Below are 19,637 nucleotides of genomic sequence, written 5' to 3' on the forward strand. Positions count from 1 at the left end.
AGCCATTTAGCAACCACTGCCTTTAAGAATCACTTTACCATTTTGCATTTCGTAGCTAATATTGAGTACGTATTTTAAAGCATCCAGCAGCTGTTCCAGGGTCGGGTCGTCAAATGTACCGCTAAACCGGCAATTGGAGATGACTGCCTCTTCGAAGGCAAACTCAACACCAAAGTATCCTTTCGCATCCTCCAAAAGCTTTTTCAAAGGCGCATCTTCGAACTGGAGTTGCTTCGTTTTCCAGGCAATCAGGTTGGGGTCAAACGACTCAAATCGCCGAATGGTATTTGACTGCTCATCGTATACCGCCCTTTCCCCAGCCACTACAAAAACCCTTTCATTCAAATTGCGGTCATGAGATGAGAAAGCGACTTTCCCTTCGCCCACTTCCAGCTCGACTTTGGCTGAGCCGGGTAGCCACCTGAGGTAAAAAGACGTGCCCAGCACTTCTGTGGTTGCCTTACCGGTAAACACCTTGAAGGGACTTGCTTCATCCCTTTTTACATCAAAAAAAGCTTCTCCTTCGAGGTAGACTAATCGGTCTGCAAAACCTTCCTGATATTTCAGGCTGCCGTTTTTGTTCAGTGTGACAATGCTGCCGTCGCTGAGGCTGATTATTTTTTGATCAGTTTCAGTTTTGACTTCTACCCACCGGACAGCTTCAGCGTCTTTCGAAAAATAGTTGAAAAACACATAGCCGAACAAAACAAGCAGAGCCAGTGAAGCCGCAATTTTGGCTGCAAAAAGAAAGGAGTGCCTTCCCTCCAGCTTTTCCAGAGGAAAGGAGGGAGGCGCCACTTTTCTTTCGGACTCAAAGAACCTAAATAAATCCTTTTCAGGATTTAACTGATCATCGCCAGTTTCCAGCAACTTTTCTTCTTCCAGCGAGGTTTCGCCGTTGTAGAATTTTTCGAGCAATTCTTTTTGGTCGGTTTTATTGATATTTTTCATACTGCTCTTTCAGTTTTTTCCTTGCTCTGGAAAGCACTACACGTACATTGTTGGGTGTCATGTCGGCTACTTCGGCAATTTCGGCAATTTCCAACTCTTCCACACCCCTTAGCTGTAGCACAAGCTGCTGGCTCTCAGGTAGCTGCCGGATAAGTTGTTTCACAAGATTCAGATGATCGGAGGCCTCCATTCGATTTTCATCGGTAGAATGTCCGTTGTCGTGAGACGCCTGGAACTCCACAGAATTGCGGCTCTTTTTTTTCAAGTGATCCAGACACAAATTGCGGGTCATCTTCAGCCCAAAAGCTTTTATGTTGTTGTAGTCGGAGACTCGATCACGCATTTTCCATAGCCGCAGAATGATTTCCTGCGAAATGTCCTCGGCATCCTCATCATTGTTCGTAAGCCACCTGGCAAGCCTGTAGAAGGGCTGCTGTAGTGGGACAATAGCTGATTTAAATTCTTCCCGGGTCATTCGTATATAAAGACGGCTGACATCATGAATAATTACAAGAGACTTTAAAAATACCGCTTTAATGTCAGCATAGTAAATCCATACGGCCACTGGTTTTTTATGGCAATGAGAAATAAGACACCCAAATGATGATTGTACCTTTTCACTAAAGGCAATGAAACTCAGCCCTGAGTCTTGCTAACAGCCAATTGAGCAACGATCTCAAAGGTTTTTTCAACCGATTGGCTGATGCCAAAAATCATATTCCGACTTGATAAAGCTCACCTCCATATCGCCAACGATAGGCCGTCTTTTCTGTTTATTAGGTACAAGGAATAATGAACTAAACACCTAAAGTCATGGATAAGTTACTAAAAGATAAGGTAGCGCTAATTACCGGCGCAGGGTCTGGTATAGGGAAGAGTACCGCTTTTTTGTTCTCCGAAAATGGTGCTAGCATCGTGGTTGCCGACATCAATGAGGCGCAAGGTAAGCAGGTAGCCGACGAGATCAAGCAAAGAGGAGGAAATGCAATATTTGTAAATGTTGACGCATCCAATCCCGCCGATGCCAAAAAAAGTGTAGACGAGGCGGTGAAGGCATTTGGTAAACTTGATATTGCCGTCAACAATGCCGGTATTGGTGGACCTGCCGCTCCTATTGGTGAATATGATATTGAGGGATGGAACAAGGTAATTGCCGTGAACCTTTCCGGAGTCTTCTACGGCATGCGTTATCAGGTACCTGCCATGCTTAAAAGCGGCGGCGGAGCCATTGTGAATATGGCGTCCATTCTTGGTCAGGTGGGTTTTGCTACCAGTCCAGCTTATGTAGCTGCCAAACATGGTGTTGTTGGTCTTACAAAAAACGGTGCACTTGAGTATGCAGCCCTGGGAATCAGGGTTAATGCTGTTGGCCCCGGGTTTATTAAAACGCCGCTATTGGACAATAACCTTACGCCGGAGGTGCTGGAGTTCCTCAAAACTAAACACCCCATAGGAAGGTTGGGTGAGCCTGAAGAGGTGGCGCAACTCGTTCTGTTTCTGGTAAGTGACAATGCTTCCTTTATCAATGGATCGTACTACGCTGTTGATGGCGGCTACCTGGCGCAATAAGTGCTGAAGAGAAAAAAGGAGACTATTATAGTCTCCTTTTTTTGCCCATGAGGGCTATTGATGTAATCTCTGGTTTTCCTTGTCAAAACGCCCTGTCAATACCAAGCTCCAACCCTCTCAACTCAGCTAATCCTCTGAGTCTGCCGATTCCTGTGTAACCAGGATTGGTTCGTTTGTGTAAATCATCCAACATTTGGTGGCCATGGTCGGGGCGCATGGGGATGGATACCTTGCGTTTTCTCATGACCTCAACAATTTCCTTCACCACGGCATACATGTCTACATCGCCGTCGAGGTGGTCTGCCTCAAAGAAGTTGCCTTCTTCATCTCGTCTGGTACTACGAAGGTGCAGGAAGTGAATATGGTCGCCAAGCCTCTGAACCATGCCGGGCAGGTCATTGTCGGGACGAACACCGTAAGAGCCAGTGCAGAAGCACAGCCCATTCGCAGGCGATGGGGCGGCTGCAATCAGGTCCAGGGCATCTTGTTCTGTGCTCACAATTCTTGGCAGGCTCAGAATAGGATATGGGGGATCATCCGGGTGGATGGCCATTTTTAATCCTTCGGCTTCCGCCACTGGCACAACCTGCTGCAGGAAGTAGAAAAGATGTTGTTTCAATTTGGCCCTGTCAATGCCCTGGTAGGTTTTCAGAGCATTTAGTATCTGAGGCACGGTGAAGCTTTCTTCACTTCCTGGTAAGCCCTGTAGTGCATTGCTGAAAAGCATGTCTTTTTCAGTTTCGGACATCGAGCTGAAACGCTTTTTGGCCTTGCTGATTTCGTCAGCCGTGTAATCTTTCTCAGCGTTGGGCCTTTTGAGCATACAAAGGTCGAAGGCGATGAAGGCTGACTTTTCAAACCTCAGTGCTTTGCTGCCGTCCGGCATGGTATAGGCCAGGTCAGTACGCATCCAGTCGAGGATGGGCATGAAGTTGTAGGTGACGACCTTCAGCCCGCACTTGGCTACGTTTTTAAGGCTTACTTTATAGTTTTCGATATGCAGCTTGAAGTCGCCCGTATGCTTTTTAATGTCTTCCGACACAGGGAGGCTTTCGATCACTGTCCAGGTAAGGCCAGCTGCTTCTACTTCCTTGCGGCGCTTGGTGATTTCTTCCACCGTCCAGATGTCACCAACTGGTACATGATGCAGGGCTGTTACCACGCCGGTGCATCCGGCTTGTCTGATATCTGATAAGCTAACCGGATCTTTGGGCCCGTACCAGCGCATCGTTTGTTCCATTAAGTAGGCCATAACAGTATTTTAGAGTTCAAATATATTAGGGTGTGAAGATGATAAAATAACGAATAACAAGCTCCAAAAAAGAAGAAAATCCTAACCGCAATGTCAGACTGAGCCTGTCGAAGTCCTGTCGAAGCCCTGTCGAAGTCCTGTCGAAGCTCCATTTCTCATCATTTACCAGATCTGTTTTTGGAAAGCTCTTTTAAAGCTCCCCAATCCTGTTTCATAAGGGCTTCTTTTTTAGCCCTGCTCCAACCTTTTATCTGTTTCTCAAAAGCGATGGCCTTGTTGATTTCGCCAAAGTGTTCTTTAAACACCAACTCGACTGGCCGTCTTTTGAATGTGTATGATTTGGTGTCGTATCCAATTTTATGTTCGTAAAGCCGCCGGTCGATATCATTTGTTACGCCTGTGTAGTAGCTACCGTCAGCACATTTAAGAATATAGACAGTGTATTGATTCATGATTCTCGTTTTCTATAACCGCTCTTGTCGCCCTTCGACAGGCTCAGGATGACAAGAGCTACTATTCGATAATAAGTCAACGATCGGCTCAGGATGACAAGAGCTACGATCCGATAATGACCCAACGATCGGCTCAGGATGACACTAGCGACAGACTCAGTGTGATAACAGCGGCATTACCTTATTGTCTACCCCCTCCCCGGTGCATAAGGGAACTTCAAATCCATATAGTACTCCAGCGTTTTGTCACTTTTCTCAACGCCTTTTGGTAAAGGCCTTTTAGAGAATGTCTGAAAGTACAGCAGGCAGGAATTTCTCCACCACACCGCTTCCTGCTCCTGAATGGACAGCAGCATATTCACATGCTCCCACCGCTCTTTGTCGACGATAGCCTGCTGCTCTTTCCATTTTTGCTGCATTTGCCTCACCTCGTCAACGCCTTGCTGATAGTGAAGAGCGATTTCGTCCCACAGTGTTTTACCCGACTTCATTTTGAAGTCCCAGGGCAAATGGTGAAACCATAGCAGGTCTCTGTCGGGGCAGGTTTTTGGGTCAGCCCAAACTTTAGCTGCCAACGGCGCATACTGTTCCAGGGCATTGCTGCCGTTTGCGGTACGGTCGAAGCCGATGCCTGCTGAGTCGGCCTTGTGATAGTAAACAGACGTCCAATCGACACGAGACATCTTGCTTACCCAGGGGCCTGGCCCGTAGTGATGCCCTGCTCCCATGATGTGATGCAGCCCAAGGGGTGTGCTGTAATTCACTACCGTTTCTCTTGAGGTCAACATCATTTCTCTCATGGGCTCTACGAATGTTGGGTCGTTCGTGAATGTCATTTTCAGCCATTCGTTGGCGATGTGGGCCGAGCTGAGCTCGTGGTTCCACGCAAGGCGGCCAAAGGCAAACCAGTTGGCCTGGCCGAAAGGATGGCCCGTCCAGTTGCGGTCGTTGCCAATATTGGTAACGCCTGCAATGCCTGAGATTGCTTGCCCGTCAAGCGTGCCATCTACCACTTTGGCGACCGTGCCCACTCTCACCGGTTCGACCTGGCTGACAGGAACAGGAGGCCCGTCGGTGGGCCTGGCATTTCTGAGGTCGGGTGCTTTTAGTGATTGAGACGGAGTTGGGTTCGGACCTTTGGCATAGGTATCTGCATCAAGGGTTTCTTTGAAAAGTGGAGCGAGGTAGCAGAGGTTAGTTGCCTGGCCAAGGTATTCCTGGGTGATCTGAAATTCTGCCATGATGGGTGTCTTCGGCATGGCACCAAACAAGGGATGGAATGGCTCTCTTGGCTGAAAGTCAATGGCACCGTTTTTCACCTGCACCATCACATTCTTTCTGAAAGTACCGTCCAGTGGCTTGAACTCGTCGTAGGCCTGCTTGGCCCGGTCGACTGGCTGCTCATTGCTATAAACAAAAGCCCGCCACATCACGATGCCACCATGAGGCGCCACTGCATCTGCCAGCATATTAGCGCCGTCGGCATGGCTGCGTCCGTAGTTCTGTGGCCCAGGCTGCCCCTCAGAATTGGCTTTCACAGTGAAGCCGCCAAAGTCGGGCACATAGGTCATGATTTCGGTTACCTTGTCTTTCCACCACTGCTGCACTTTCGGGTCGAGCGGATCGGCAGTTTCGAGCCCTCCAATTTCTATCGGCGCACTGAAGCGGGCGGTGAGGTAGACCTTTAGGCCATATGGGCGGAATACATCTGCCAGCGCCTTTACCTTTTCGAGGTACATAGGAGTGAGCACTACCGCTTTGGCGTTGACGTTGGTAATGGCTGTGCCATTGATGCCAATGGAAGCGCAAGCACGTGCATAGTCCACGTATCTCGGATCGATGTAACCAGGCAACAGATGCCATTTCCAGAGTGAGAACCCAGCATAGCCACGCTCCACCGTTTGATCGAGGTTGTCCCAGTGATTGAGGATGCGGTGCTGAATTTTTGGTGAATCTGTGATGGTGAACTCGTTGTCTAAAGGCTGATGTGTCTGGATCAATCTTAATAGGTGGAACGTGCCGTAAAGCACCCCCACTTCAGTGTTGGCAGCTATGACCAGTGCATTGACGCCCCTCACTTTTCTGTTAGAGATCAGGTAGCCTTCCTGGCCCACGCTTTTCAGCTCATCCGTCAGATTGAGGCCAGCCACAATGCTGGAACCTTCTGGAGTACCTGCAATCACCCAGCCTGTTTTTCCAAAGGGACTACCAAAAGCAATCGGCTTGTCAAGGAGCCCTGTTAGCCCATTGTTGAGCTCGGTTTTGACCGCCTCAAGAGTAGGGGAGTACCCTTCCACCACATAGCCGCTGATTTGTGCCCGGTACTTGTCCAGCACGGCCTGATTCCCTATGGTTTTATACCGCAGCCACAAATCGTAGCCGTCTTCGGCTTGCCCTGCGAAGCTCAACAGTACAAACGTCAGTAGTAGGTAAATTTCTTTTTTCAACTTCACGTTACTTTGTTTTAGAGTTAAAGGGAACGGCAGGCAGGCCTGCTCCATTAAATAAATTCGGCTCGCAAGCCTCGCACCAGCCGTAGCGTACTGCTGTTGGAGTGGTAACTTTGGCAGACCAGGCAATCAACTGGCCGTCTTTTATTTCTGTTTTTGCCTCAACAAAACTGCCATCTGCGCCAGCCACTTCCACAAATCCAGGGTCTCCTTTAAACTGAAGCCCCTCTGCGTGGCTGAAATTAACACTCACTTTATTTCCTTCAATTGTCATCGACTCATACATCGGGCCGGAATATTCGGTACCCACATCATAGTCTTTAGCCAACGCCCATAAGGCGAGCCTTTCTCCTACATCCTTTTTGTTGGCTGGGTGAATATCAGTTGGATTGCCCACATCCATAATAACGGCCATTCCGGTATTTTCTAACGAAAGGGTGCTGGTTTGTGCATCTCTAAGCTGAGCGGCCATGTCATCGTTTCTACCATATTTGTAGGGAGCAATTTGGACAAAATAGAAAGGGAAGTTGCTCAGTCCCCAGGCATCCCGCCAGTTTTTGATCATGGTAGGGAAGAGGGTACGATATACTTCTGCCGCACCTACGTTCGATTCTCCCTGGTACCAAATGGCTCCTTTGATGCCATAAGGCACTAGCGGATTGATCATGGCATTGTAGAGGGTAGTAGGAGAGTAGGCCGTTAGTTGCATTTTAGGCTTTTCTGACGGAGTTAGTACGTCTCTTGCTATTGGCAAAACACTACCACTAAAAATGCTCTCAGCCACGGGCTTGGCTTTCCATTCACCTTTCAAACTAACCAGCAACTTGTCGGATCCTGCAGGCCTTACACCAATGTCGTCAGAACCGTAAATACCGCCGCCGCCTGCTGTGTCAAACACTTTTACAGCCACTACGTTTGTTCCCTCTTTCAAAAGCCCATCTGGGATGGCGTAGACCCTTGTTTCCTGATACTTGCCTGTTTCTTCAATGGCCCCTACCTTAGTGCCATTGACATACGTAATGTCCATGTCGTCAATACTTCCAAGGTACAGTTCGAGCGACTTGCCTGCGGCTTGCTCGGCGGTCAACTGAAATGACTTTCTCAACCAGGCAACACCATCAAAATTGCCCATCCACTGACTTTCCCAAAGACCGGGCACATTGAGGCTTTTCCATGCACTGTCATCAAAGTCGGGTGCTTCAAATCCGGCGTCGTCAAATGATACATTCGCAAATGGTTTACTGGCCGAGAGGTCAATGCTCGTCTTTTCCAGCTTGTCGTAGGCCGTTTTTACAGAATCATAGTAAGCCGCATAGCCTTGCAGCGTTTTCGATGTGCCTTCATAGGTTGGTACCTTGTCGAGGTAGGCGGCCGTAGTCCAGGCCTGAGCCGGTGTGCCGCCCCAGCTGGTATGAATGATGCCAATGGGAACGCCGGTATCAGCATTAAGCTTTTTAGCAAAGAACCAGGCGGTGGCTGAAAAATCTCCCGCATTCTGAGGCGTGGCAATTTTCCAGGAACCTGACACAGTATCGAGAGGTGTAAATGATACGTTTCTCTTCACGGTGAACATTCTGATTTCAGGGTAATTTGCAGCTGCAATTTCGGCCTCGCTATTGTCAATAGGATTGTTTGTCCATCCCTTTAGCGGCATTTCCATATTGGACTGCCCCGACGCTACCCAAACTTCGCCTGAAAAAACATCATTCAGCGTAATCACCGAATCTCCCCTGGAAATGGTTAGCTGAAACGGACCACCGGCTTTTGGAGTGGCCAGCTTGGCCATCCATTTTCCATCCTTGTCTGCCATGGCAGTGGCTTTTCCTCCCCAGCTACCGGATACCTCTACTTCTGTTTCCGGATTGGCTAAGCCCCAAATGGCGTTTTCCTTCTCCTGTTGCAAGACCATGTGGTCGGAGAACAGGGGCATCAATTCAAGCACAGGTGGTTCCTGTGTGCAGGAAATGGCAATAACTGCCAGGAATAGTAGCTTATGGTATTTCATAGTGGGGAGTTTATTTCTTTATAATTGAATTCATTTTTTTTGCATAGTCGCTTATGATTGCCTGGGTTGATGCGTCTTTTTCGTAGACTGAATACCACCCCTGATATTCGTGAGGAGGATCGCCTATAAAATCGTCTCCAGCATGCCATAGCCCTTCGTTTTCAGTGGGGCGACCTTCACCGCCCCAGGCCCAAAAATTGACACCCGCCACGACGCTACTGTCCTGGTTGGCCAGTTGGTAAATCTCATCAAAAACAGCTTTATAGTAAACGTCTCTTGCTGTAACCGGTGCTGCCGGGTCGTGGTTATTCAGATCTCTCGATATGCCAAATTCTTCCAATACGATTGGCTTACCGAGCGTCTTTGCCATGGCTGCGTGCTCAGCCATGTAGTTTTTTGCGTAAGCTATCGATAGGTCTAATGTGGAATCAGCCTTTTGCGGGTCATATACCCCCCAGTTTTGCACCCAAATATGCATGGTGGTGTAGTCGATAGCCGGACTGGTGTGATCAAGCGCCAGATTGGTGCCTGCATAAACGTTGGACGTATTTCCCTCGCTGCCTGTTGTCACCAGATGGTTGGCATCAAGTGACTTGATATAGCTCGATGTGCTGTCCATCCACTGGCGGTAGGCGTGAATATTGTCAATCCCCCTTGGCTCATTGGCCAGCTCCCATGCCATAATGGTCGGGTCTTCCTTATAGGCTTTTCCAGAATAGGTGTTTTTTCTATTGACAATGAAATTGATGTGGTTATAGAATAGTTCGACTGCTTTGTCGTTAGTATAGAAGCTCGCTGCAAAGCTTTGGTACACATTCCAGTCGCCATTGGGGGCTGGTGGCGGGTAAGGGATGGTGTCAGCTTTTCCCGACCAAACAATGTATTGGCCAAAGCCTCCTGACCAGTTCCAGAAGTTGTTGAGGCAAACCACGGCATACATATTGCGTTTGCCCATTTCATCCAGGAGGAAATCCAGTCCGTCGAGCACTTCCTCGTTGTACACACCCGGAGCTGGCTGTAGAGAAGGGAGCATGCGGAATGGCTCATCGTCCGGCCCTTCGCTGCCACCCATGATGCGAAGATTGGTAATGCCCAGCGCCTGTAGTCTGTCAAGTTCACGTATCAGGCGATTCCGGTCACCTCCTGGCCCCCTGGAGCCCAGGTTGAGACCATACCAGAAGTTGGTGCCCATGAAATAGTAGGGTTTTTCATCCAGGGTAAAAGTGCCTTCGTTCACTTTCACATAGGTTTCTTTGCATCCGGCCAGTATCAACATGGCCAGAAAAGCAGTAAAATATAATTTTCTCATTTAAGCAGGTGGGTTCCAAAATATGAAGATAGGATATTCTTCTGCAGCTTCACAAACAATGGGGCACAACGGTTAAGAAAGAGAAAGGCCGGCAACTGGGTAAAATAACTTACCAGGCCGGCCTATCATCCAAGGATTCTACTACCTACTTACAATCTTGCTATTAGTATCAATTCAGTATGTCGGCCGGGCTAAGCACGCCCATGACGTTTCCTCTTGCTATTTTTTCCTTGTTAAGGAGCGTACTATAGTTTTTTTGTGGAGAAACTGTTCTTGCATTGCCAACTGACAAGCCGGTTATTTGCTCGATGGCGCTTGCCAGCATAGGGTCTGTTATGTTTCCAAATTCTTTTGCAGAGAAAAGGTCATCTTCGATATAGACATCGGGCGTTAAACCATTAACAAAGTCCGTTACTCCCAATGAATTGGCATATTTCATTACCACGGGAATAATGGCCCAGTTGTGTGCGGGGGGCGTGTCGGTGTTGTAGATCACATAAGAGCCATAGTACTTACCATACGTGGGCTCGCCAATTACCACCACGTCCATATAGGGTTCCAATCCGTTGATGACCAACTCGCTGGCAGACGCAGAGCCATTGGTGGTCAGGAAGAAAATTCTGCTTAAGTTGAGGTTATTGCTGTTGGTTTCCAGCCTCATTTTCAGGTTGTCAGAATTACTGCCTTCCGTTCTTAGAAAGTAATTCTGAAGGTCATCGTTATAATTGAAGGTCACGAATGCCTCTCCGGAAGATGTGGCGCTGGCCGGAGCCAGCAGACTTGCCAGGTGCTGTGCCGCTGTTAGCTCACCACCCGGGTTGTACCTCAGGTCTACGACAAGTTCCGTAATGCCCTGGCTTTTCAACTCGCCCATTACCTGATCCATGCTGCTCAAAAACAAGTTGTTGTCTCCGGCAATAAACTCTACGTAAACTATGTACCCAATCTTTATTCCATTTACCTCCTTCACCTCGTAATCAATAATTGGGTCGAGCACCAGGTAGGTTGCCGCAATGTCATAGGTGGTGCTGGTTTCATAGATCGTGCCGTCGATGTAGGCGCCCAGGGTTACGCTATAACCACCACTCTGGCTATATAGGTCATAATAGTTGTCGGTATCGAGATATTCTCCATTGATTTTCAGGATAATATCGCCTCGTTTGAGCCCCTGCTCAAAAGCAGAAGAGCCATTGTATACGTATTCCACAATCATGAACACCTGATCCGAGTCATTGAACTTTCCAAAAGCAGACGAAAAGCCCAGCGCCAGGGTGGTGCCACTGAACTCCTCTATTAAGCCGGCGGCGTCATCAGTAATGAAAGAGAAATAATCAGATGAATGCAGAAGGTTATAGAAGAAATCTTCTGGATATTCATTGATGTCGGCGGAGGCCGGCAATGAGGTGTTCCAGTAGTAATATAAACTCATGTTTTCCGATATCCAGTCATTCACCATAGAATAGGATTCAGATGCGATGCTGGTGGTGTCAGCTATTTCTGTGCTGGTGCTGATAAGGTCGTCGTCTTTGGAGCAGCCAGCGATAGCGAACAAAGAAAAGATTTGAATTGAGTAGAATACGAACTTTTTCATGGCGTATGGTTCTTTAAATGACTTGAACTTTATACGCTTTAAAACACAGTTCCATTGTCCCCACCTATGGGTATTCAATCAACTGACGGAATTACTCATCCTATTATGACTTTTGCTCAATTAACTAGGTGGCTCTTCATTGGGAAAAGAGCCGCCGTAGAGGGCAAACTTTACATTATAAATTAGCTGCGATCTTGCGATGTCTCTCCATTCTTTCGGCAGCCTTTACCTCGGGGTCAAATGTCCGTTTGCTGGAAATGTAGGAGTAGATGGCCGGGATGATATACAATGTCAGAAAGCTGGAGATAATCATTCCGCCTACAACGGCCACACCCAGACTTTGGCGGCTGCCCGCAGCTGATCCGATAGAAAGAGCGATGGGTAGAATGCCGAGGATGGTGGCAAAGGTTGTCATCAAAATAGGCCTGAAACGGGCATGGGCAGCCTCAATCACCGAGTCGAGCCTGGTGACGCCCTCAGCTTTTCGCTGGTTGGCGAACTCCACAATCAGGATGCCGTTTTTGGTCACCAGCCCCACTAGCATGATGATGCCAATCTGGCTGAAGATGTTCAGGGTAAGATCCATGATGTAAAGGCTGAGCAAGGCCCCTGCCATTGACATAGGCACAGTGAATAGGATGATGAGAGGATCGACGAAGCTTTCGAACTGAGCAGAAAGCACGAGATAAATTAGCACCAGGGCCAGCATGAAAGCGAATAGCAAGCTTGATGAGCTATCGGCATACTCTTTCGACTGTCCGGCAAGCTCTGTTTTGAAGTTGGCTGGTAATATTTCAGCGGCCACTTCATCCATGGCCTTTATGCCATCTCCAAGTGTTTTTCCGTCGATGATGCCAGCCGATACAGTGGCAGACACATATCGGTTATACCGGTAGATGGCCGCAGAACTCACCGATTCCTCATAGTATATCAGGTTGTCCAGCGATACCATTTCACCCAGGCTGTTTCGTACATTGATAGCTTTTAGATCAACCGGCTCGTTTCTGTTCTCTCTTGAGAGCTGCCCGATCACCTGGTATTGCTTGCCTCCCATGATGAAGTAACCATAGCGCTGCCCGCTGTACGCAAGCTGAATGGCTCTGGCAATATCAAACACTGGCACATGCAGCTCATTGGCCTTCTCACGGTTGATACGGAGCTTCAGCTCTGGCTTGTTTACTTTGAAGTCGCTGTCCACAAACTTCAGGTCAGGGTGCTCTTGCGCAGCATTGAGAAATTTCGGAAGCATCTCAATCAGGCTTTCTACGTCGGGCGCCTGAATAACATATTGTACTGGTAGTCCGCCGAATCGGGCTCCGATGGTGGGCGGCTGCGCAGGGAAAGCCCTCACGGCAGTGAACTGTTCAAATCCCTTCGATATCTGTTTGAATATTTCGTCCTGCGACCGCTCTCTCTCACTTGCATCCACAAGGAAGATGTTTTCAGCACCGCTGTTTACCGGGCTGAAGGCACCGCCACCGGGAATCACGGCCGTAAGTGCAACAGTAGTTCTCACCTCCGGCACGTTGTCCAGCACCCAGGCGTCCAGCTCCTCCATGTACTTGTCCATGTACTCGAACGAAACCCCCTCAGGCGCCTTTACTGACGCACGAATGATGCCCCTGTCTTCCAAAGGTGCCAGTTCTGACTTCAATTGAGTGCCAAAGAAAGCGATCATGCCAAACATCAGGGCCACAACGACGAACGATAGCCACCGATACTTCATAAATGCCGCCAGACTTTTGGCATAACCTGCACCCAAGCCCTCATAAAACTTCTCAGTAACGGCATAGAAACGGGAAGGCTTGCTGTGCTTTTTTAGCAAAACGGCGCACATCATCGGTGATAGTGTGAGCGCCACCAGTGCCGATACCAGAATGGAACCTGCCAGCACCACGCCAAACTCCAGGAACAAACGGCCTGTTAATCCCTGCATGAAAATGATCGGAATGAACACAGAAACCAGCGTGATGGTGGTGGAAATGATGGCGAAGTAAATTTCCTTTGATCCCTGTATGGCAGCCTGGAAAGGAGGGATGCCTTGTTCTACTTTGGCAAAGATGTTCTCCAGCACCACAATGGCGTCGTCGCACACGAGGCCGATGGCCAGTACAATTGCTACCAGGGTGAGCACATTGATGGAGAACCCGGCAATGTACATGATGAAGAACGACGAAATGATCGAGATGGGGATGGCAATAACGGGAATGAAGGTCGACCGCCAGTCACGCAGAAAGGCGAAAATCACCAAAGTCACCAGTATGAAGGCGATCAGTAAAGTTTCTTCTACTTCTTCAATGGACTTTCTGATGGGCTTGGTATAGTCATTGGCCACCCTTATTTCAATGTCGGCGGGCACCTCGTCCTTCATGGCATCCAGCCTTCTGTAAATCTCGTCGGCAATCTCAATTTCGTTGGCGTTGGGCTGCGGCTGTATACTCAGCAGCAGGCCTTTGGCACCATTGCCCCGAAAGTTGGTGCGGTCATCTTCGCTGCCAAGCTCGGCAAACCCTAAGTCCTTGAATCTGATCTGTCGGCCACCTTCCGACTTGATGATCATGTTGTTGAACTCTTCCGGTGTTACAAGTCTGCTGTCGGTGCGGATGGTAAGCTCTGTTTTATCGCCCTCAATTCTACCTGTGGGCAAGTCGATATTCTCTCTTTTCAAGGCAGCCTCAATATCCTGGGGCACAATGCGGTAGGCCGACATTTTTACCGGATCAATCCAAAGCCGCATGGAGTATTTTCTGGCACCCCTCACATAGGCGCCACTCACGCCTGGAACTGTCTGAATTCTTTCTTTCAGTACATTCTCCGCAAAATCGGTCAACTCCAGCATGTTGCGGCTGTTGCTGATGATGGTAAGAAACATCACCGACTGTGAGTTGGCGTCGGCTTTGTCGATAATGGGTGGATCAGCTTCTGGAGGAAGGCTCCTTACCGCCCTCGATACCTTGCTGCGGACGTCATTGGCCGCCGCTTCTATGTCTACATCAAGGTTGAACTCAACAGTGATGATACTTGCCTGCTCTCTTGAAACCGATGAAATGGTGCGCACACCCGCTATACCATTGATGGCTTGCTCCAGCGGTTCGGTGATCTGAGACTCGATAACGTCGGGGCTGGCACCAGCATAGGTGCTGGTAACAGTAACGATAGGAGGATCGACAGCGGGAAATTCCCTTGTGCCAAGAAATGAGAAGCCAACCACCCCAAAGAGCAAAAGCAGGATGGAGAGCACTATAGCTAGTACGGGCTTACGAATACTGATTTCAGAAATACTACTCATTTACTTAATCGTTAGCAACAACAGGATCAATCACCAGGCCTTCTTTCACTCGCAGCAAGTTGGTCGTCATCACCGTGTCGCCTTTGCTGAGGCCGGAAGTGATTTGTACCGAATTGCTGGTCCTCAAACCAACAGTCACCGTGGTTTGAACCGATTTCCCGTTCCTTACTGTGTACACAGTATAACCCGAAAGGTTAGGGATAAGCGCCTGAGAAGGCACCAAAAGTGTGTTTTCTTCGCCACCTATAGGCACGGTCACCGACGCAGACGAACCTGGCACCAGCATAAAATCTTTGTTTTCGGCAACGGCCCTTACAAAGAGACTTCTCGTTGTCTGGTCAATTTTTGGGTCAACCACGTTAACAGTGCCCTCATAGGTGCGGCTATCATTTTCCACCGTAAATGTGACCTTGTCACCCGACTTTATCTTGCTCGCATATTTTTCCGGAAGCGGAAACTCTATTTTTACTTTGCCCATGTCCTCCAGGTGAACAAGCGTTGTGTTTGGGTTCACATAGGCACCCGGACTAATCCTTCTTATCCCTGTTTTACCATCAAAAGGTGCCAGAATGCCTGTTTTTCCGATTTGAATTTGAATCAAATCGATTTCAGCATCAAGCACTTCCTGGGAGTTCAATTCGTTTTCGTATTCCTCACGGCTCACTGCTTCTGCCTCGTAAAGCGCTTCCATCCGTTTTACAGATGAGCTTACAAAGTTCTTACGAGCTTCCAGTATTTTCAATCGCCCCTGTAGCTCCGAGTCGTCGAGTTTGAAAAGGAGTTGCCCTTTCCTGACCAACTGGCCTTCCGAAAAGTTGATCCTTACCAACCGACCTGCCACCTCACTGGCAACTTCTACTTCTTCATTGGCATATACGGTCCCCAATACGTTGACCATTTCTTCCAGCGTGGTATCTTTCACAAGAATTACCTCAGCCGCCAATCCTTTGCTTGGAGAGGTGACGGCAACAGGCGTTACTGCCTCTCCATTTCCGTTACGTGTGAGAAAGAATACCAACCCTCCGGCTACTACAATAACTGCGATTATTAGAATTTTCTTCATTACCCCGATTAAAACAACTTGAACACAAATAGACGAGAAATTGGTGCCAGTTTGTTAAGAAATTTTAAGGATGGTAAAATATGGTAAGCGATAGCAAAATATTGTGATGAGCATCGATTGTGATTGCTCGCATTTAAATCTATCTCTGTTTATGAAGTTTTCAATAAAATCACATAATAGATATTTATTTCCATATTAAATGCCTATTATTAGTGATAAATTTAAAAATTAGCAATCCCCTTTTTCTTCTTCTGCCGGGCCCCATAAATACGCAGGTACTCAGAAAAATATTAAATGAGAGATTTGCCTTTTATTAATGGTTTCAGCCACTAAATTGAGCCAAACTTAGGTGTAAAATATGTCCGTAAGAGTTGCCATCCGCCACTATACTAGTTACAAGTACGAAAGACAGATCGAACTTTCGGCACAGGTGATCAGGCTCAGGCCTGCCCCGCATTCCCGCACAATGATCAAAGGGTACTCCCTGAACATTGAGCCCAAGAACCATTTTATCAACTGGCAGCAAGACCCTTTCGGTAATTACCTGGCCAGGATCGTTTTTCCTGACAAAGTGGATCATTTCATTGTCGATGTAGAGGTGATCGCTGAAATGGTCGTCATCAATCCGTTCGATTTTTTTGTTGAAGAATATGCAGAGAAATTTCCTTTTCAATATGAGGCGTCGCTTCAAAAGCAGCTGCAGCCTTATTTGGAGGTGACGGAGAACGATGTAGTTCTGAATGAATGGATTGACAAGGCAAAGAAGAAGATCACAAAGGACATGATCACTGTTGACGTGCTGGTCATGCTCAATCAAATGCTGAGCCAGGACATCGCCTACAGGATCAGGATGGAGCCCGGCGTGCAAAGCTGTCAGGAAACGCTTACACTGAAGTCTGGTTCTTGCAGGGATTCCGCCTGGCTGCTCGTTCAGGTTTTGCGTCACCTGGGGCTGGCTTCACGCTTTGCTTCTGGTTATCTGGTGCAGCTGAAGGCTGATCAAAAGTCATTGGAAGGCCCGTCGGGCCCTGAGGAGGATTTCACCGACTTGCATGCCTGGACAGAGGTGTATATACCCGGCGCTGGCTGGGTAGGGCTCGATCCCACGTCTGGATTGTTCGCTGGTGAGGGCCATATTCCCCTGGCTTGTACGCCTGACCCACAAAGTGCGGCACCTATTTCAGGGGCTGCCGAGTCAGTAAAAACCGACTTCCACTTCGAAAACAAAGTCACCCGCATTCACGAAAGTCCAAGGGTGACCAAGCCTTACTCTGATGTGCAATGGGAGCAAATACTCGCTATTGGCGATCAGGTGGATGCTGAGTTCGTAGCTAACGATGTGCGGCTGACCATGGGAGGAGAGCCCACCTTTGTGGCCATGGACAACAACGAGGCACCCGAATGGAACACAGATGCCGATGGGGAGCACAAACGCAAGCTGTCTAACGAACTCTTCCATAAGCTGAAAGACCAGTTTGGCAATGGTGCGCTTATGCAGTACGGGCAGGGTAAGTGGTACCCCGGGGAGCCGTTGCCACGCTGGAAGCTGGCTTGTTTCTGGAGAAAGGATGGTCTTCCGCTCTGGCACAACGACAAACTCATGGCTGACCTGAGCAAAGACTATAAGCTCACCCATGAAGATGCCGCCAAGTTCATCAATACCCTGACGGAATCGCTCCACCTCGATCCTGCAAATATTCACCCAGGCTACGAAGACCCCTTTTACTTCGCCTGGGAAGAAAGCCAGGTGCCCGTGAATGTGGATCCGCTTAAAAAAGACCTGAAGTCTTCGCTGGAAAGACAGAAGCTGGCTGAATTGCTAAGCCAGGGCATGGACAATCCCGTGGCCTTTACCATACCGCTTCAGTGGGATTTTGAGAGTGAAAACTGGCAGAGCTGCCGCTGGGAGTTCAGAAGGAAGCATTTGTTCCTTATCCCGGGCAATTCGCCCGCTGGTCTGCGGCTTCCGCTAAAATCGATTCAGCATTTCGATGAGGACAAGCTCGAAGTGAGGCCTGAACGAAGTCTTTTCGAAGAAGTAGATGCATTGCCGGCCATTGGCGATGTGAAAGCTGAATATGTAAAAGAGGGTATAGACTTCAATAACGATAAAGTTATTTTTAAGACTGCCCTTGGTGTTGAAATTAGGCAGGGGAAACTGTTTGTGTTCCTCCCTCCGGTGACGCATTTTGAACATTACATGCTGCTGGTGTCGGCCATAGAGCAAACGGCGGAAAAGCTGCAGCTACCTGTGCTGATCGAAGGGTACGACCCGCCGTCCGACAATCGAATTCAAAAGCTCATGATTACGCCCGACCCGGGAGTAATTGAAGTGAACATTCATCCGGCGTCTTCCTGGAAGGAGCTCAAGGATAATTACGACATCCTGTACCAAAAGGCGGCAGAAACCAAACTGGTTACCGAGAAATTCAATTTGGACGGTCGGCACACTGGCACGGGTGGGGGCAACCACGTCACGCTTGGTGGGGTGACACCCGCCGATAGCCCGCTGCTTCGCCGCCCCGACGTGCTCAAAAGCTTCATCACTTACTGGCAGCACCATCCTGCCCTTTCATACTTGTTTTCCACTCAGTTCATTGGCCCAACCAGCCAGGCACCGAGGGTGGATGAAGGCAGGGACGAGATCCTGTACGAGCTGGAGCTAGCCTTTCAGCAGGTGCCCGACATGAAAGAAAATGACGTGCCCTACTGGCTGGTAGATCGGATTTTCCGCAACCTGCTGGTCGACATCACCGGCAACACCCACCGGGCGGAATTTTGCATCGATAAGCTCTATTCACCGGACTCCTCATCCGGCAGGCTGGGTATTCTGGAATTCCGTGGCTTTGATATGCCGCCACACTACCGTATGAGTATGGTGCAGTTCCTTCTCATCAGAACGCTGCTGAGCTGGTTCTGGAAAACGCCCTACAACCACAAGCTGGTGCGCTGGGGCACATCGCTGCACGACAAGTTTATGCTGCCTCACTATTGTTATAAGGACATGACGGAGGTGGTGAACGACCTAAAGAATGCCGGGTACAACTTCGATGTGTCCTGGTTCGATCCGTTCTTTGCGTTTCGCTTTCCCTTCCTGGGTGAGCTACAGGTTGACGATATTCATGTGGAGCTAAAAATGGGCATCGAGCCCTGGCACGTGTTGGGTGAAGAAATGTCCAACTCCGGCACGGCCCGATTTGTAGACTCGTCGCTCGAACGCCTTCAGGTGAAAATTACAGGATTGACCGAGTCCCGCTACAAGCTGCTTTGCAACGGCTTTGCCATTCCGCTGAAAAACACAGGCACGCAGGGCGAGTATGTGGCAGGCATCCGTTACCGGGCCTGGGCGCCTCCGTCGGCACTGCACCCTACGCTGGGCGTCGACACTCCTCTGGTGATTGATATCTACGATACATGGACGAAAAAGTCGGTGGCGGCTTGTCAATACCACGTGGCTCATCCTGGTGGCAGAAACTATGCGACCTTCCCTGTGAACAGCTATGAAGCGGAAGCAAGAAGGGTTTCCCGCTTCTTCGACTTTGGGCACTCCATTAACATGGTGGAGCCAACTGTGATGCAGCCTCAGGCCGCTGGTAGGTTTGTGACCAAAATCAATATCCTGCCAACTTATGACATAACCGTAGAGGATGTTAACCAGGACTACCCGAACACCATGGACTTGAGAAGGTACAAAGGGCGAAAATAA

Annotated in this window: 12 protein-coding genes; 2 read left to right on the forward strand and 10 right to left on the reverse strand. The window is 48.9% G+C overall.

What is annotated here, in order from left to right:
• Window positions 1–6: 6 nt before the first annotated feature.
• Both ACMVP2_RS23170 and ACMVP2_RS23175 read right to left on the reverse strand, forming a co-directional pair.
• The gene (locus ACMVP2_RS23170; RefSeq protein WP_416865309.1) at window positions 7–951 is read right to left on the reverse strand and encodes a FecR family protein; all 945 of its coding nucleotides are present in this window, start codon (window positions 949–951) and stop codon (window positions 7–9) included.
• Window positions 935–1,426, reverse strand: a complete 492-nt coding sequence (locus ACMVP2_RS23175; RefSeq protein ID WP_416865310.1) for an RNA polymerase sigma factor — start codon at window positions 1,424–1,426, stop codon at window positions 935–937. Before ACMVP2_RS23175 ends, ACMVP2_RS23170 begins: the two co-directional genes overlap by 17 nt.
• Before the next feature lie 338 nt (window positions 1,427–1,764).
• On the opposite strand from ACMVP2_RS23175, the gene ACMVP2_RS23180 reads away from it, so the two are divergent.
• A complete protein-coding gene (locus tag ACMVP2_RS23180; protein WP_416865311.1) occupies window positions 1,765–2,520 on the forward strand; it encodes an SDR family NAD(P)-dependent oxidoreductase in 756 nt (251 codons plus the stop codon).
• 82 nt (window positions 2,521–2,602) lie between these two features.
• Here the strand turns inward: ACMVP2_RS23180 and uxuA are convergent, their stop codons facing one another.
• The 8 genes from uxuA to ACMVP2_RS23220 all read right to left on the reverse strand — a co-directional run bounded on the left by uxuA (window position 2,603) and on the right by ACMVP2_RS23220 (window position 15,931).
• On the reverse strand, window positions 2,603–3,772 hold the full coding sequence (gene uxuA, locus ACMVP2_RS23185) for a mannonate dehydratase (RefSeq protein WP_416865312.1): 1,170 nt from the start codon (window positions 3,770–3,772) through the stop codon (window positions 2,603–2,605).
• Window positions 3,773–3,930: 158 nt separating this feature from the next.
• Window positions 3,931–4,224 (reverse strand): GIY-YIG nuclease family protein, encoded by a 294-nt coding sequence (locus ACMVP2_RS23190; protein ID WP_416865313.1) that lies wholly within the window; start codon window positions 4,222–4,224, stop codon window positions 3,931–3,933.
• A 188-nt stretch (window positions 4,225–4,412) separates the two neighbouring features.
• Complete coding sequence (locus tag ACMVP2_RS23195; protein WP_416865314.1) at window positions 4,413–6,677, reverse strand: alpha-glucuronidase family glycosyl hydrolase; 2,265 nt, start codon at window positions 6,675–6,677, stop codon at window positions 4,413–4,415.
• 1 nt (window position 6,678) lies between these two features.
• On the reverse strand, window positions 6,679–8,679 hold the full coding sequence (locus tag ACMVP2_RS23200; protein WP_416865315.1) for a sialate O-acetylesterase: 2,001 nt from the start codon (window positions 8,677–8,679) through the stop codon (window positions 6,679–6,681).
• Window positions 8,680–8,689: 10 nt separating this feature from the next.
• Complete coding sequence (locus ACMVP2_RS23205) at window positions 8,690–9,988, reverse strand: glycoside hydrolase 5 family protein (RefSeq protein ID WP_416865316.1); 1,299 nt, start codon at window positions 9,986–9,988, stop codon at window positions 8,690–8,692.
• Window positions 9,989–10,157: 169 nt separating this feature from the next.
• Window positions 10,158–11,579, reverse strand: a complete 1,422-nt coding sequence (locus ACMVP2_RS23210; protein WP_416865317.1) for a S41 family peptidase — start codon at window positions 11,577–11,579, stop codon at window positions 10,158–10,160.
• 175 nt (window positions 11,580–11,754) lie between these two features.
• Complete coding sequence (locus tag ACMVP2_RS23215; RefSeq protein WP_416865318.1) at window positions 11,755–14,868, reverse strand: efflux RND transporter permease subunit; 3,114 nt, start codon at window positions 14,866–14,868, stop codon at window positions 11,755–11,757.
• Between the two features lie 4 nt (window positions 14,869–14,872).
• Window positions 14,873–15,931 carry an efflux RND transporter periplasmic adaptor subunit gene (locus ACMVP2_RS23220; RefSeq protein WP_339789695.1) on the reverse strand — a complete coding sequence of 353 codons (1,059 nt, stop codon included), beginning with the start codon at window positions 15,929–15,931 and terminating at the stop codon, window positions 14,873–14,875.
• A 358-nt stretch (window positions 15,932–16,289) separates the two neighbouring features.
• On the opposite strand from ACMVP2_RS23220, the gene ACMVP2_RS23225 reads away from it, so the two are divergent.
• Window positions 16,290–19,637: a DUF2126 domain-containing protein gene (locus tag ACMVP2_RS23225; RefSeq protein ID WP_416865319.1), complete on the forward strand. Its 3,348-nt coding sequence runs from the start codon at window positions 16,290–16,292 to the stop codon at window positions 19,635–19,637.

The organism is Imperialibacter sp., assembly GCF_048007035.1.
Lineage (GTDB): Bacteria > Bacteroidota > Bacteroidia > Cytophagales > Cyclobacteriaceae > Imperialibacter.

What these genes read in the sequence shown, in the direction of transcription:
- ACMVP2_RS23170 (WP_416865309.1), bottom strand. Translation starts at nt 951, where the DNA reads ATGAAAAATATCAATAAAACCGACCAAAAAGAATTGCTCGAAAAATTC.
- ACMVP2_RS23175 (WP_416865310.1), bottom strand. Translation starts at nt 1,426, where the DNA reads ATGACCCGGGAAGAATTTAAATCAGCTATTGTCCCACTACAGCAGCCC.
- ACMVP2_RS23180 (WP_416865311.1), top strand. Translation starts at nt 1,765, where the DNA reads ATGGATAAGTTACTAAAAGATAAGGTAGCGCTAATTACCGGCGCAGGG.
- uxuA (WP_416865312.1), bottom strand. Translation starts at nt 3,772, where the DNA reads ATGGCCTACTTAATGGAACAAACGATGCGCTGGTACGGGCCCAAAGAT.
- ACMVP2_RS23190 (WP_416865313.1), bottom strand. Translation starts at nt 4,224, where the DNA reads ATGAATCAATACACTGTCTATATTCTTAAATGTGCTGACGGTAGCTAC.
- ACMVP2_RS23200 (WP_416865315.1), bottom strand. Translation starts at nt 8,679, where the DNA reads ATGAAATACCATAAGCTACTATTCCTGGCAGTTATTGCCATTTCCTGC.
- ACMVP2_RS23205 (WP_416865316.1), bottom strand. Translation starts at nt 9,988, where the DNA reads ATGAGAAAATTATATTTTACTGCTTTTCTGGCCATGTTGATACTGGCC.
- ACMVP2_RS23210 (WP_416865317.1), bottom strand. Translation starts at nt 11,579, where the DNA reads ATGAAAAAGTTCGTATTCTACTCAATTCAAATCTTTTCTTTGTTCGCT.
- ACMVP2_RS23215 (WP_416865318.1), bottom strand. Translation starts at nt 14,868, where the DNA reads ATGAGTAGTATTTCTGAAATCAGTATTCGTAAGCCCGTACTAGCTATA.
- ACMVP2_RS23220 (WP_339789695.1), bottom strand. Translation starts at nt 15,931, where the DNA reads ATGAAGAAAATTCTAATAATCGCAGTTATTGTAGTAGCCGGAGGGTTG.
- ACMVP2_RS23225 (WP_416865319.1), top strand. Translation starts at nt 16,290, where the DNA reads ATGTCCGTAAGAGTTGCCATCCGCCACTATACTAGTTACAAGTACGAA.